A 13,656-nucleotide genomic window follows, 5' to 3' on the forward strand; every position below is an offset into this window, starting at 1 on the left:
GTCGTTCCGTACCGTACGGGGCGACGGAGGGAGGGCGGTGGCCGATGGCCGGACTGCTCCTGGGACCGCTCGTGCGGTACGTGGACGAGGACAGCGCGACCGTATGGGTCGAGACGGGACGGCCCTGCGTGGTCGAGGTCGTCTGCGAGGGCGGCGCGGGCCGCGGCACGGCGCACACCTGGCAGATCGCCGGGCACCACTACGCGCTGGTCACCCTCGTCGGACTGCGTCCCGGCGCCACCGTCCCGTACCGCGTGCTGCTCGACGGCCGTCAGGTCTGGCCGTCGCCCGACGACCGCTACCCGCCCAGCTCGATCCGCACCCTCCCGGCCCCCGGGAACGACGCCCCGCTGCAGGTCGCCTTCGGCTCCTGCCGCTGGGCGGCCCCGCCGTCCGACGCTTCGCACGACCCCGTGGGCCCCGACGCGCTCGACACGCTCGCCACCCGCATCGCCGCCGACCCGGGCGGCGAGCGGCCCGACGTCCTCCTGCTGCTGGGCGACCAGGTGTACGCCGACCACACCTCGGAGGCGATCCGCCGGTGGCTGGCCGCCCGCAGGGACCTCCGCCAGCCGCCCGGCGGCCAGGTCGCGGACTTCGAGGAGTACACCCGTCTGTACTACGAGTCCTGGCTCGACCCCGACGTCCGCTGGCTGCTCTCCAACGTCCCCAGCTGCATGATCTTCGACGACCACGATGTGATCGACGACTGGAACACCAGCGAGGCGTGGCAGGAGATGATGCGGGCCACGCCGTGGTGGGAGGAGCGGGTGCTCGCCGGGCTGATGTCGTACTGGGTGTACCAGCACCTGGGGAACCTCTCCCCCGCCGAGCTGATGGCCGACCCGCTCTTCGCGCAGGTGCGGAAGGCGGGCGACGGGACCGCGCTGCTCCGGGAGTTCGTGGCGCAGGCCGACGCCGACCCCGCGTTCACGCGCTGGAGCTACCGCCGCGACCTCGGCCGGGTGCGGCTGCTGATGGTCGACACACGGGCCTCCCGGGTGCTGCCGGAGGACCGGCGGGCGATGCTCGACGAGCGGGAGTGGGCCTGGCTGCGCAAGCAGGCACAGGACGGCCCCGGCGGGTACGACCACCTGCTGATCGGCGCCTCCCTGCCGTGGCTGCTGCCGCACGCCATCGACGACGTGGAACGGTGGAACGCGGCGCTGTGCGCCGGGGAGCGCGGGCCGCGCTGGGCGCGGATCGCCGAGAAGCTGCGGCAGCTCGGGGACCTGGAGCACTGGTCGGCCTTCCCGCAGTCCTTCGAGGCGCTGACGGAGCTGGTCGCGGAGGCGGGGGCCGGTCCTGACGCTCCGGCGACGGTGTGCGTGCTGTCGGGCGATGTGCACCATGCGTACGTCGCGGAGCCGTTGTGGCCGGAGGGCGGGCAGCAGCCGGACGCGCGCGTGCTCCAGCTGACCTGCTCGCCGGTGCACAACAGCGTGCCCGCGTCGATCAAGCTCGGCTTCCGCTTCGGCTGGAGCGGGGCCGGGCGCAGGATGGGGCGCTGGTTCGCGCGGCACGGGCGCGTAGGACGGCAGGGGCGGATCGAGCCCGCGTCGATCGACTGGCGGAAGACGGGCGGGCCGTGGTTCGGCAACCAGCTGATGACGCTGACGCTGCGCGGGCGCGGAGCGAGCGTACGGCTGGACCAGGCGCGGCGGGGCGCGGACGGCGAGCCACGGCTGGAGCCCGCGCTCGACACGGAGATCAACACCGAAGTCGGCACGCCCGCGGGGCCGTGACCGGGCGCTGAAGCCGCGCCACCGTGGCCGGCTCTTCGTGATCCATGCCACACCGGAGCGGATCATTCCGATCCCGGGGTTCGACTCCGGCCCGACGAACGGCATGATGAGGCGTCGCACGTGCCCCACCTGCCCCGGGAGAAACAGTCTTGGCCGGAGAGCACCCCGCCATAGCGGCCTCTGCGGCCGCCCCGGGAACGACAGCTTCAGCGGCTGGGAACGCAGCGATAGCCGTGGTCGGCGCGGGTCCCCGCGGCACGAGCGTGCTGGAGCGGATCTGTGCCTCGGTCCCCGAGCTCCTGCCCGAAGGCGCCCGGCTGACCGTGCACATGGTGGACCCGGCACCTCCGGGCGCGGGCCGGGTGTGGCACACCGCTCAGCCGCGCGAGCTGCTGATGAACACGGTGGCCTCGCAGGTGACCCTGTTCACCGACGACAGCGTGGAGTGCGAGGGCCCGATACGTCCCGGGCCCAGCCTGTACGAGTGGGCGACGGCGCTGGGCACCGCGGACGGCCTCGGCCCCGACGACTATCCGACCCGCGCCTTCTACGGCCGCTATCTGGAGTGGGTGTTCCGGCGGGTGGTGGGCGGCGCGCCGGAACGGGTGGCGGTTGAGGTGCACGCGGCCCGTGCCGTACGGCTGGAGGAGCGGGCCGGGGGCGAGCAGCTGCTGGTCCTGGAGGACGGTGGTGAACTGCCGGGCCTCACCGCGGTCGTGCTCGCGCAGGGGCACCTCCCGGTGATACCGGGCGAGGAGGAGGAGCGCCTCTCCTCGTACGCGGCGGGGCACGGGCTGCGGTACTACGCACCCGCGAATCCGGCGGACGTCGACCTGACCCGGATCGCCCCGGGCGAGCCGGTGCTGCTGCGCGGCCTCGGCCTCAACTTCTTCGACCACCTCGCCCTGCTGACGACGGGCCGCGGCGGCCTGTTCACCACCGGGCCCGGCGGCTCGCTGCGCTACCGCCCGTCGGGACGGGAGCCCCGGCTGTACGCGGGTTCGCGGCGCGGCGTTCCGTACCACGCGCGCGGTGACAACGAGAAGGGCGCGCGCGGCCGGCACGAGCCGCTGCTGCTGACCTCCGCGGTGATCGCGGGTTTCCGCATCCGCGCGGAGGCGGGGGACTTTCCCGATTTCCTGGCCGAGGTGTGGCCGCTGGTCGCGAAGGAGGTCGAGACGGTCTACTACGAGGCGCTGTTGACCGGGCGCGGCGAGGCGCTGCTGGCCGGGCGCGGCCCGGCGCGGTTCCGCGAGAGGTTCCTCGCCGCCCCGCGCCGGAGCGCCGAAGAGGCCGCCGTGCTGGACGAGTTCGGGATCACGCCGGACGAGCGGTGGTCGTGGGAGGAGACCGCGTGGCCGTACGGCGACCGGGTCTTCGGCGGGGCCGCGGACTTCCGCCGCTGGCTGGTGGGGCATCTGCGACGGGACGCGGAGCACGCCCGGCTCGGGAATGTCGCAGGACCTGTCAAGGCGGCCCTCGACGTGCTGCGCGATCTGCGCAACGAGCTGCGCCAGATCGTGGACCACGCCGGTCTCTCCGGCCCGTCGCGCCGCGATCACCTCGACCGCTGGTACACGCCGCTCAACGCCTTTCTCTCGATCGGCCCGCCGCGCCACCGGATCGAGGAGCTGGCCGCGCTGATCGAGGCGGGCGTCCTGGACGTGCTCGGGCCCCGGCTCCAGGTGCGCCTCGCCGCGCCCGGCGGCGGCCGCGGCTTCACCGCGTACTCCCCCGACGTCCCGGGTTCCGTGGTCACGGTGACGACGCTGATCGAGGCCCGGCTGCCCGAGCCCGACGTGCGCAGGACCAGCGACCCGCTGCTGGCGGGGCTGCTCAGGGCCGGGGCCTGCCGGCCCCATGTGGCCGACGGCTACGAGACGGGCGGGCTGGACGTGACCCGCAGCCCGTACCGGCTGATCAACGCGCAAGGGCGGGCCCATCCACGGCGGTTCGCGGTCGGGGTGCCCACGGAGGGCGTGCACTGGGTGACGGCGGCGGGCGCCCGGCCGGGGGTCAACTCGGTGACGCTGGCGGACGCCGACGCGGTGGCGCGGGCCGCGCTGAGAGCGGCGGTGCGACAGGGGGGCCTGCATGCGACGCTGCGCCGGGTGGTGGCGCCGGCCTGACCGCCCGGGCGGTGGCATCGGCCTGACCCGAGCTCGTGGCGCCGGACGCCCCCTGACCCGCCTTGTGGGCGGGGCGGGTTGGGAATCTGCAGCGTGAGAGTGATTCGAACAACATCACGCACCCCGGCAGAACCCCCCGGTCCCCCCAGGCGTACGCTGTATGGCTGTCAAGTGCCGCCCCTGCCGCTTCCCTGCGACGTCGCGGCGGGGGACCGGACGGACAGGGAGAAACGTTGCTGGAGAGTCTGGAGTTCGAGAGCCTGGGGGCTTTGGCCGCCCCGTGGATCTATGTGATCGTCGGGACCTCCGTCCTGCTGGACGTCTTTCTCCCCGTGCTGCCCAGCGGTGTGCTCGTGATCGCCGCGGCAACGGCCGCCGCCGGGACGCAGACCGCCGCGGACGCAGTCGGCGCGACGAACGGCGCCGAAGCCGAAGTCCCGGACATCATGGCCCTGATGCTGTGCGCCGCTACGGCCTCCTGCCTCGGCGACCTGGTCGCGTACCGGCTGGCCTGGCGCGGCGGCGACCGGCTCGACCGGGCCATCGCGCGCTCCCGCCGGCTGACCCGCGCTCAGGACCGGCTCAGTACGGCCTTGATGCGCGGCGGCGGCATGCTCGTCCTCATCGCCCGCTTCGCCCCGGCCGGCCGCTCGGTGGTCAGCCTCGGGGCCGGGGCCATGCACCGCAGGGCGGTCGAATTCCTGCCCTGGTCGGCGCTCGCCGGTCTCGCCTGGGCCGGATACAGCGTCAGCCTCGGCTACTTCGGCGGGCAGTGGCTCGGCGCCACCTGGCTCGCTACGGCGGTGTCGCTTTTCGCCCTCTTCGCGGCGGGCGCGGCCGCGGCGTACGCGCTGCGCCGCCCGGCGGCCGCGCAGCAGCGCGGCGCGTAATTCCGGAGCGGGCGGCCAACCACGGATCGCGCTTCCGTCACGGCACTTCGCGCAGATAGAGCGCACCGCAGGTGTGGCAGCAGATCTCACGGGTTCTGCCCCAGGCGTCCTCCGGGCGGGTCGCCGCCCGCGGGTCGAGCTCACGCCCGCACATGGCCGTCGTACCGGTGCCCCGGACCATGTGCCAGACCTTCACGGGGCCGAGGCCTGACGACTCGCCGGAGCCGCGCGCCCCGTACTCCGCCCGCAGTTCGTGCGAGGCATGGACAGCGGCCACAGCCATCCACCCACCCTTCCCTTCGTACGCGCCTACACGGAATTACGCCGAGGCGCGCTTCTTCGCCGCGGTCTTCTTGGCGGGGGCCTTCTTCGCGGCGGTCTTCTTCGCGGTCGACTTCGTACCGGCCGGCTTCTTCTCCGCGGTCGTCTTCGCCGTCGTCTCCTTCGCCGTCCGGGCCGTCTTCGCCGTCTTCTTGGCGGGCGCCTTCTTCGCCGCCGCCTCCTCCCCCTCGCCCCGCCCCTCCTGAACCGCCTTGACGCTCTTCTCCAGAGCGGCCATCAGGTCGATCACCTTGCCCCTGCCCTCGGCCGGCGCGCCGACCGGCTCCGGCTCGGTCCCCTCCAGCTTCGCCGTGACCAGCGCCTCGACGGCCTCCCGGTACTCGTCGTGCAGCTCCTCGATCTCCAGCTCGCCCAGGGTGGCCATGAGGGTGTCGGCGAGGTCCAGCTCCGCGTCCCTGACCTTCACCTTCGCATCGGGGGCTATGCCGGTCGGCTGCCGGATCTCGTCCGGCCACAGCATGGTGTGCAGCACGAGCGCGTCCTCGATCACCCGGATCATGCCGAGCGTCTCGCGCCCCCGCAGCGCGAGCTTGGCGATGGCCACCTTCTGGCTGCGGTTGAGGGCCTCGCGCAGCAGCACGTACGGCTTGGCCGCCCCCGCGCCGTCGGCGGCGAGGTAGTACGAGCGGTCGAGCTGGAGCGGGTCGATGGTGTCACCCGGGACGAAGGCCAGGATGTCGACGGTCTTGGCGGTGGGCAGCGGCAGTGACTCGAGTTCTTCGTCGGAGAGCGGCACGGTGGTGCCGTCCGGAGCCTCGAAAGCCTTGGTGATCTCCTCGTTCGGCACCTCCGTCTCCTCCAGCTCGCAGACCTTGCGATAGCGGATCCGCCCGCCGTCGGAGGCGTGCACCTGGCGGAAGGAGACGGAGTGGCTCTCCGTGGCCCCGAACACCTTGATGGGGATGTTGACCAGGCCGAAGGATATGGAACCTTTCCATATAGATCGCATGATTCATCCCTTTCATGGGATTCTCATGGTATGTCGCAGATGACGGAGGTGGAGGGGCGGCGGCTGTCCCTGAGCAACCTGGACAAAGTGCTCTATCCGACCGGCTTCACCAAGGCCGAAGTCCTGCATTACTACGCCACCACCGCCGACGCCCACCTCCCCCACCTCCGCGACCGTCCACTGTCCTTCCTCCGCTATCCGGACGGCGCGGAGGGCGAGCACTTCTTCGCGAAAAACCTGCCGCTCGGCACGCCCGACTGGGTGAAGACCGCCGTCGTGCCGCGCTCGGGCGCGGGCGAAACCGGCCGGCACGTCCTGGTCCAGGACCTGCCGACACTGATGTGGGCGGCCAACCTGGTCACCGAGTTCCACACCCCGCAGTGGAAGGCGCAGGCGCCCGGGATGGCGGACCGGCTCGTCTTCGACCTCGACCCGGGGGCGCCCGCGACGATCGTCGAGTGCTGCGCGGTGGCCCGGTGGCTGCGCGACCGGCTCGCGGCCGACGGCCTCGAGGTCTTCGCGAAGTCCAGCGGAGCCAAGGGCCTGCACATCCTGGCCGCGCTGGAACCCGTACCGTCCGAGCGGGTCACGGCCTACGCGAAGGCGCTCGCGGTCGAGGCGGAGCGCCAGCTGCGGGGCCTGGCCATCCACCGCATGGCCCGCCATCTGCGCCCCGGGAAGGTCTTCGTCGACTGGAGCCAGAACACGGCCGCCAAGACCACGGCCGCCCCCTACACGCTGCGGGCCCGCCCAGAACCGACCGTGTCCGCGCCCGTGACCTGGGACGAGGTCGAGGCCTGCACGGACGCCGGTGAACTGGTCTTCGTGGCCGGTGACATCCTGCCGCGCCTCGAGGAGTACGGCGACCTGCTCGCCCCGCTCGTCGATCCCGCACACGCCCGCCCGCTGCCGGACGCGCCCGGGTGAGCCCTCAGCTCCGGCCGCCCGTACGGGTCGCTCTGGCCCGCTCGGTGAACGCGCTGCCGCGCGGGAACTACGCGTACGAGCCGAAGTTCGACGGCCACCGGCTCGTCGTCTTCCGCACCGAGCAAGGCGTACAGCTCCAGGCCCGCTCCGGGCGGGTGGTCACCGACTCCTTCCCCGACCTCGCGCGGGCGGCGGAGGCGCTCCCGGCCGGTACGGTCCTCGACGGCGAGGTGGTCGTCTGGACGGGCGGGCGGATCGACTTCGCCGCCGTCCAGAAGCGCGCGCTGGCGGGCCGCACCCGCGCTGCCGCCCTCGCCCGTGAACTCCCCGCCTCCTACGCGGCCTTCGACCTGCTCGGCACCGGTTCCTCGGATCTGCGGCGGCTGCCGTACGAGCGGCGGCGCGCCGCCCTGGTCGAGCTGCTCGCACCGCTGGGGCCGCCGCTGCAGCCCGTGCCGATGACCACGGACCCGGAGACGGCGGCCACCTGGTACGAGTCGCTGCGCGCGGCCGGCGTCGAGGGGCTCGTGATGAAGCGGCTCGACCACCCCTACCGCGGCGGCCGCCGCGACTGGCAGAAGCTGCGGCACTCCGAGACGCGCGACGCCGTGGTCGTCGGCTACACCGGCCCACGCGCCCGCCCCAGGAACCTCGTCCTGGTGCTGCCAGGCGACGACACCCCCGCCGTCTCCGGCCGCCTGCCGCCCGGGCTTCAGGCCAGGCTCGCGGAGTTGCTGGGCGGGGACGGCGGTACGGAGACCACGCCCGACGGCACGATCTACACCCCGGTCTCCCCGGACCTGACGGTAGAGGTGTCCCAGACAGCCACCCGCACGCCCGTCACGACGGTGGTCCGGCTGCGCGGTCCGGAGTAGCGGTGTTGTGGTGCGGGCCGGGCCACCGGGGTGGAACTCCCGCCCGCACGGCTGAATCGTGGGGTCGTCGCCTGTGGCCCGGGGGCACCGGGCGATATATCGGGAGACATAGGAGGCCAGGACACGAGGTCTGTTTCATCTCCGTCTCCCGGGAGGCCGACATGGCGGGGACACCCACCCGTACAGCCCGTATCGCCCTCGCCTGCGCACTCGCCGCGGCTTTTCTGCTCGGCGGGACCGGCGCCGCGGGCGCCCCGCCCGGCGCCCGGCCCGACGCCCGGCCCGACGCCCGGCCCGGCGTGCCGCTGCCGGAGCGGATGGCCGACACCGGGGGCGGCACCCAGCTGATCACCGCCGAGGCCCCCGGCCCGGACTCCACGACCGGCACGGTGACCTGGTGGCAGAAGCGGGACGGGGGATGGCGGCAGGCCGGGTCGTCCGCCGCGCGGTTCGGAGCGGGCGGCCTGGTCGAGGGCGGGAGCAGGAGGCAGGGCACCTCGACCACGCCCACCGGGCTGTACGACCTGCCCTTCGCCTTCGGCACGGAGGAGGCCCCGGGCGGGACCTCCGTCCCGTACCGGAGGGTCACCGGACGGTCCTGGTGGTGCCAGGACGCCGGCTCGGCCTCGTACAACCGGTGGGTCGAGCCACTGCCGCGCGACTGCGCCGCGAAGGACGCCGAGCGCCTGGCCTCGTACCCCGCCCAGTACGCCCGGGCGCTGGTGATCGGCTTCAACTACACGCGGCCGGTCAGGGGGCGCGGCGCGGGGATCTTCCTGCATGTGAACGGGCGGGGCGCGACGGCCGGATGCGTGTCGGTGCCCCGCCCGGCGATGGACGCGATCCTGGCCTGGGCCGATCCGGCGGCCTGGCCGCACATCGCGATCGGCACGCGGTCGGGACCCACGGCGATCAGCCGGTACTGACAGAACCGTCATAAGCTGAGCAGGTGGCTGTACTCCGGCGGGAGGGAGGCCGATGTGACTCCTGTGGCCAGTGAGGTCTACAGAACGGGCAGCCCCCGTTACCTCCCCATCGCCGAGCACGGACTGATCGGCGACCTGCGCACCGCCGCGCTGGTCGGTACGAACGGCACCATCGACTGGTACTGCTGCCCCCGCTTCGACGCGCCCAGCGTCTTCGCCTCGATCCTGGACACCGAACGCGGCGGCTCCTTCGAGCTGGCCGCGGATGTGCCGGCCCGTACGAAGCAGTTCTACTTCCCCGACACCAACGTCCTGATCACCCGCTTCTTCGCCGAAGACGGGGTGGGCGAGATCCAGGACTTCATGCCGATCGCCGACGCCGTCGACTCGCGCGAGACCGACCGGCACCGCCTGATCCGGCGCGTGGTGTGCGTCCGCGGCTCCCTGCCGTTCCGGGCGCGGGTGGCGCCCCGCTTCGACTACGGGGAGCAGCAGCACACCGTACGCGTCACGGAGGAGGGCCAGGCCGTCTTCGAATCCCGCTCCCTCTCGCTCGCCCTGACGTCCAGCGTGCCGCTCGAGACTCAAGGACCGGACGCGTGGGCGCTGTTCAAGCTGCACGAGGGCGAGCAGGCGGTGTTCGCCCTCGACCGGGTGGGCGGGGACGTCACGATCCGCTCGTGCCCGAAGCGCGAGGCGGAGGAGCTGTTCGAGGCCACGGTGCGGTACTGGCGGGGCTGGCTGTCGGCGTCGAAGTACCGCGGGCGCTGGCGCGAGATGGTGCACCGGTCCGCCCTCACCCTGAAGCTGCTCACCTACGCGCCGACCGGCGCGATCGTCGCGGCCCCGACCACCAGCCTGCCCGAGCAGATCGGCGGCGAGCGCAACTGGGACTACCGGTACGTCTGGGTCCGGGACGCGGCCTTCTGCGTGTACGCGCTGCTCAGGCTCGGTTTCACCGACGAGGCCGAGGCCTTCACGCACTTCCTGTCCGACCGGGTGGGCCTGCGCCCCTGCCCGTCGGGCGGTCCGCTGCAGATCATGTACGGCATCGACGGGCGGAGCGAGCTGCCCGAGCGCGAGCTGAGCCACCTCGAGGGCTACCTAGGCTCGGCCCCCGTACGGGTGGGCAACGACGCCGTCAACCAGCTCCAGCTGGACATCTACGGCGCCCTCGTCGACTCGCTCTACCTCTACGACAAGTGGGGCCAGCCGATCTCCAGCGACCTCTGGGACACCGTCTGCGAGCTGGTCGACTGGGTCTGCGACCACTGGGACCAGCCGGACGAGGGCATCTGGGAGACCCGCGGCGGGCGGAAGAACTTCCTCTACTCGCGGCTGATGTGCTGGGTGGCGATCGAGCGGGCCATCCGGATGGCCAACCGCCGCGGCCTGCCCGCCGACATGCAGCGCTGGCCCCGGAACCGCGACATGATCTACCGGCAGATCATGAGCAAGGGCTGGTCGGTGGAGCGGAATGCGTTCGTCCAGCACGAGGACGACGACGTGCTCGACGCGTCCGTGCTGATGATGCCGCTCGCGAAGTTCATCTCGCCCACCGACCCGAAGTGGCTGTCCACGCTGGACACGCTCGGCGAGGTGCTGGTCTCCGACTCCCTGGTCTACCGCTACGACCCGCAGGCCAGTCCGGACGGGCTGCGCGGCGAGGAGGGCACGTTCTCGATCTGCTCCTTCTGGTACGTCGAGGCCCTGGCCCGGGCCGGCCGCCGGGACGAGGCGCGGCTCGCCTTCGAGAAGATGCTCACGTACGCCAACCACCTCGGCCTCTACGCGGAGGAGATCGGCCGCACCGGCGAGCAGCACGGCAACTTCCCGCAGGCCTTCACCCACCTGGCACTGATCAGCGCGGCCTTCAACCTGGACCGGGCGCTGGGCTGAGCACCCTCCGTGTGTCCTGCCCGCGTACGGTGCGGCGGCGGGGTCTGATGTCTCCGTGGCACAGCCTGAGAAGCCCGCGACAGCTGGGATCCCCGGGACAGCTGGAACATCTGAGGCGGGGGATCAGGGGCTCCGGCGGTATGCGCGCGACGGCCTGCTGATCCTCGCCGTCGCGGGCGTGTACTACGGGTCCGCCAAAGTCGGACTGCTGCAGGAGCTCGTCCGCGGGCAGGTCACCCCCTTCTGGCCGCCGACCGGCATCGCCCTCGCCTGCCTGCTGATCTTCGGTCTGCGCTGCTGGCCGGGGATCGTGATCGGCGCCCTCCTGGTCAATGTGCCGCTCGGCCCGGCGGGATGGGTGTTCGCGATCGCAGCGGGCAACACGCTCGCGCCCCTCGCCTCGTACGCACTGCTCCGCCGCGCCGGTTTCCGCATCGAGCTGGACCAGCTGCGGGACGCGCTGGCGCTGGTCTTCCTCGGCGCCCTGCTCGGCATGCTGGTCAGCTCGACCCTCGGCAGCAGCGTGCTGGTGATCTCCGGGGCGCTGCCGGCGGACGAGTTCTGGCCCGCGTGGTCGGTGTGGTGGACGGGCGACGCGATGGGTGTGCTGGTCGTGGCCCCCCTGCTGTTCGTCCTGCGCACGGCGCGGCCGGGGCGCGTCCCCGCCTGGCGGTGGGCGGAGGCGGCGGTGCTGCTCGCGGGTGCGGCGGCGGTGGAGCTCGTGGCGCTGACCGGCACGCTCGACGTGCTCTTCCTCGTCTTCCCGTTCCTGATCTGGGCCGCCCTCCGGCTCCAGCTCCCTGGGGCCGCGCCGTGTGTCCTGATCGTCTCCCTGCTCGCGATCGTCGCGGCGGGGAACAACTCGGGCCCGTTCTCCGGGCACGATCTCCTCTCCCAGATGGTGACGTTGCAGGCACTCAACGGCTCGGCGGCGCTGACCGCCCTCCTGCTCGCCGCCATCGTCACCGAGCGGGACCGGACCCGCGAGAGGATCGAGGCGGTCTGCGTTCAGCTCGCCGAGGTGGTGGTCCGCCTCTCGCCGGGCGAGGACAAGCGGGCCTGAGGCCCCCGCTAGTCGATGCGCTGCTGTATCGCATCCAGGCAGCGGCCCAGCGCCGCGTCCGCCTCCGGCCCGAAGGCGGCGTGCGCCAGGATCTGGGCGAGCAGACCGAGCCCGGCGACCAGGTCGTCGTCGGAACTCGTCTCCAGGATCGCCCTGGCCCCGTCGTCGTCATCCGCGAGCAGAGCCCGCGTGAGCGCTGTCGCAGCGGCGAGCTGGTCGTACGTCGTGGCGTCCATCCGGATCATCTTCTTCGGACTACGAGTCCAGTGTTACGCCGATGCGCTGCCGCCTGCGATGGCCCCACGACCTCGTTCGCCTCGTTGTCACCTCACTTCTTCTCGTCGGCCGGGCCGATGTGCTCGCCCGGCGTCGCGAGTTCCTCGACCGCCCCTGCGGTGACCACCGCCCCAGTGGACTTCCTGCCGCGACGCAGCCTGCCCTCCAGCCAGGTCGCGAAGGTGGTGAGCGCGAAGTTCAGCAGGACGAACATGACGGCGACGACGGTGAAGCTGGCGATGGTGTTCGCACCGTAGTTCGCGCTCATCGGGCGGACCGATGCGAGCAGTTCGGAGAAGCCGAGCAGCGCGCCGCCGAGGGCGGTGTCCTTCACGATGACCACCATCTGGCTGACGATCGCCGGCAGCATCGCGGTTACCGACTGCGGCAGCAGTACGTACCGCATGGTCTGCCCCTTGCGCATGCCGATCGCCTTGGCCGCGTCGGTCTGACCTGTGGGCAGGGAGAGGATGCCGGCCCGCACCACCTCGGCGAGCACCGAAGCGTTGTAGAGGACGAGACCGGTGACCACGGCGTACAGCGGCCGGGTGTCAGGGCTGATGTCGGTGTACCGGGCGTACGCCGCGTTGGCGAAGAACATCAGGATGAGCACGGGGATGGCGCGGAAGAACTCCACGACGCCGCCGGCCACGCCGCGCACCCACCAGTGGTCGGAGAGCCGGGCGATACCGAAGAGCGCTCCGAGAGGCAGCGCGATGACCATGGCGAGGGAGGCGCTCTTCAGGGTGTTCTCGAGCCCTGGCCAGAGGTACGTCGACCAGGCGCGGGAGTCGGTGAAGAACGGCTTCCACTTGACCCATTCGAGCTGGTTCTTGTCGGCGAGACTCTGGAGCACCCACCAGATGAGCGCCGCGAGGGCGACGAGGAACACCACCGTGTACAGGACGTTTCGCCGCTTGGCGCGCGGGCCCGGGGCGTCGTACAGGACGGAGGTCATCGCTTCACCGCCACCTTCTTGCTCACCCAGCCGAGGATCAGACCGGTCGGGAGGGTCAGGCAGATGAAGCCGAACGCGAAGATGGCGGAGATGAGAAAGAGCTGAGCCTCGTTCTCGATCATTGTCCGCATCAGCAGCGCGGCCTCGGCGACACCGATTGCGGCCGCCACCGTGGTGTTCTTGGTCAGCGCGATCAGCACGCTCGCCAGCGGACCCACCACCGAGCGGAAGGCCTGCGGAAGGATGATCAGCCACAGCACCTGGGTGAAGTTCAGGCCGATGGCGCGCGCCGCCTCCGTCTGACCGACGGGGACCGTGTTGATGCCGGACCTCACTGCCTCGCAGACGAAGGCGGAGGTGTAGACGGTCAGGCCGAGCACGGCGAGCCTGAAGTTGATGGTCTCGAAGTCGTCGGCGCCGAGGCTGACGCTGAGCGTCTGGAAGAGGCCGAGCGAGGTGAAGACGATGATCACCGTCAGCGGAATGTTCCTCACGATGTTGACGTAACCGGTGCCGAAGGCGCGCATCAGCGGCACCGGGCTGACCCTCATGGCAGCCAGGAGCGTTCCCCAGATCAGGGAGCCGATGGCGGAGTAGACGGTGAGCTGTACCGTCACCAAGAAGGCCCCCAGCAGGTCGTAACCCTCAAGAAAGTCGAACACGATCTCCCGCACTTC

At 71.9% G+C, this 13,656-nt stretch carries 13 protein-coding genes; 8 read left to right on the plus strand and 5 right to left on the minus strand.

The features are described from left to right. Positions 1-44 precede the first annotated feature (44 nt). The 3 genes from ACTWQC_RS20395 to ACTWQC_RS20405 all read left to right on the plus strand — a co-directional run bounded on the left by ACTWQC_RS20395 (position 45) and on the right by ACTWQC_RS20405 (position 4,764). The gene (locus tag ACTWQC_RS20395; RefSeq protein ID WP_443317179.1) at positions 45-1,745 is read left to right on the plus strand and encodes an alkaline phosphatase D family protein; all 1,701 of its coding nucleotides are present in this window, start codon (positions 45-47) and stop codon (positions 1,743-1,745) included. Positions 1,746-1,894: 149 nt separating this feature from the next. After that, complete coding sequence (locus ACTWQC_RS20400) at positions 1,895-3,874, plus strand: FAD/NAD(P)-binding protein (RefSeq protein WP_443317180.1); 1,980 nt, start codon at positions 1,895-1,897, stop codon at positions 3,872-3,874. Positions 3,875-4,107: 233 nt separating this feature from the next. Next, positions 4,108-4,764, plus strand: a complete 657-nt coding sequence (locus ACTWQC_RS20405) for a DedA family protein (RefSeq protein ID WP_443317181.1) — start codon at positions 4,108-4,110, stop codon at positions 4,762-4,764. A 37-nt stretch (positions 4,765-4,801) separates the two neighbouring features. Here the strand turns inward: ACTWQC_RS20405 and ACTWQC_RS20410 are convergent, their stop codons facing one another. Further along, positions 4,802-5,047 carry a hypothetical protein gene (locus tag ACTWQC_RS20410; protein WP_443317182.1) on the minus strand — a complete coding sequence of 82 codons (246 nt, stop codon included), beginning with the start codon at positions 5,045-5,047 and terminating at the stop codon, positions 4,802-4,804. A gap of 36 nt (positions 5,048-5,083) precedes the next feature. Next, on the minus strand, positions 5,084-6,055 hold the full coding sequence (ku, locus tag ACTWQC_RS20415) for a non-homologous end joining protein Ku (RefSeq protein ID WP_443317183.1): 972 nt from the start codon (positions 6,053-6,055) through the stop codon (positions 5,084-5,086). Between the two features lie 30 nt (positions 6,056-6,085). Between ku and ligD the strand changes: the two genes are divergently transcribed. The 5 genes from ligD (at position 6,086) to ACTWQC_RS20440 (ending at position 11,745) form a co-directional block, all read left to right on the plus strand. Further along, positions 6,086-6,982: a non-homologous end-joining DNA ligase gene (gene ligD, locus ACTWQC_RS20420; RefSeq protein WP_443317184.1), complete on the plus strand. Its 897-nt coding sequence runs from the start codon at positions 6,086-6,088 to the stop codon at positions 6,980-6,982. Then, a complete protein-coding gene (locus tag ACTWQC_RS20425; RefSeq protein ID WP_443317185.1) occupies positions 6,979-7,857 on the plus strand; it encodes an ATP-dependent DNA ligase in 879 nt (292 codons plus the stop codon). Before ligD ends, ACTWQC_RS20425 begins: the two co-directional genes overlap by 4 nt. 161 nt (positions 7,858-8,018) lie before the next feature. After that, positions 8,019-8,783 carry a L,D-transpeptidase family protein gene (locus tag ACTWQC_RS20430; RefSeq protein ID WP_443317186.1) on the plus strand — a complete coding sequence of 255 codons (765 nt, stop codon included), beginning with the start codon at positions 8,019-8,021 and terminating at the stop codon, positions 8,781-8,783. 54 nt (positions 8,784-8,837) lie between these two features. Beyond that, positions 8,838-10,682 carry a glycoside hydrolase family 15 protein gene (locus ACTWQC_RS20435; RefSeq protein WP_443317187.1) on the plus strand — a complete coding sequence of 615 codons (1,845 nt, stop codon included), beginning with the start codon at positions 8,838-8,840 and terminating at the stop codon, positions 10,680-10,682. Between the two features lie 88 nt (positions 10,683-10,770). After that, positions 10,771-11,745 carry an MASE1 domain-containing protein gene (locus ACTWQC_RS20440; protein WP_443317267.1) on the plus strand — a complete coding sequence of 325 codons (975 nt, stop codon included), beginning with the start codon at positions 10,771-10,773 and terminating at the stop codon, positions 11,743-11,745. Positions 11,746-11,753: 8 nt separating this feature from the next. Here ACTWQC_RS20440 and ACTWQC_RS20445 read toward each other — a convergent pair whose 3' ends face one another. From ACTWQC_RS20445 to ACTWQC_RS20455, 3 genes are all read right to left on the minus strand, one after another. After that, a complete protein-coding gene (locus ACTWQC_RS20445) occupies positions 11,754-11,981 on the minus strand; it encodes a hypothetical protein (RefSeq protein ID WP_443317188.1) in 228 nt (75 codons plus the stop codon). A gap of 92 nt (positions 11,982-12,073) precedes the next feature. Further along, positions 12,074-12,979, minus strand: coding sequence for an amino acid ABC transporter permease (locus tag ACTWQC_RS20450; protein ID WP_443317189.1), 906 nt, complete (start codon positions 12,977-12,979; stop codon positions 12,074-12,076). Further along, a complete protein-coding gene (locus tag ACTWQC_RS20455) occupies positions 12,976-13,641 on the minus strand; it encodes an amino acid ABC transporter permease (protein ID WP_443317268.1) in 666 nt (221 codons plus the stop codon). The genes ACTWQC_RS20450 and ACTWQC_RS20455 overlap by 4 nt, the downstream gene beginning before the upstream one ends. Between the last annotated feature and the right edge of the window lie 15 nt (positions 13,642-13,656).

The sequence above is a fragment of the Streptomyces sp. 8N616 genome (assembly GCF_052246385.1).
Classification (GTDB): domain Bacteria; phylum Actinomycetota; class Actinomycetes; order Streptomycetales; family Streptomycetaceae; genus Streptomyces.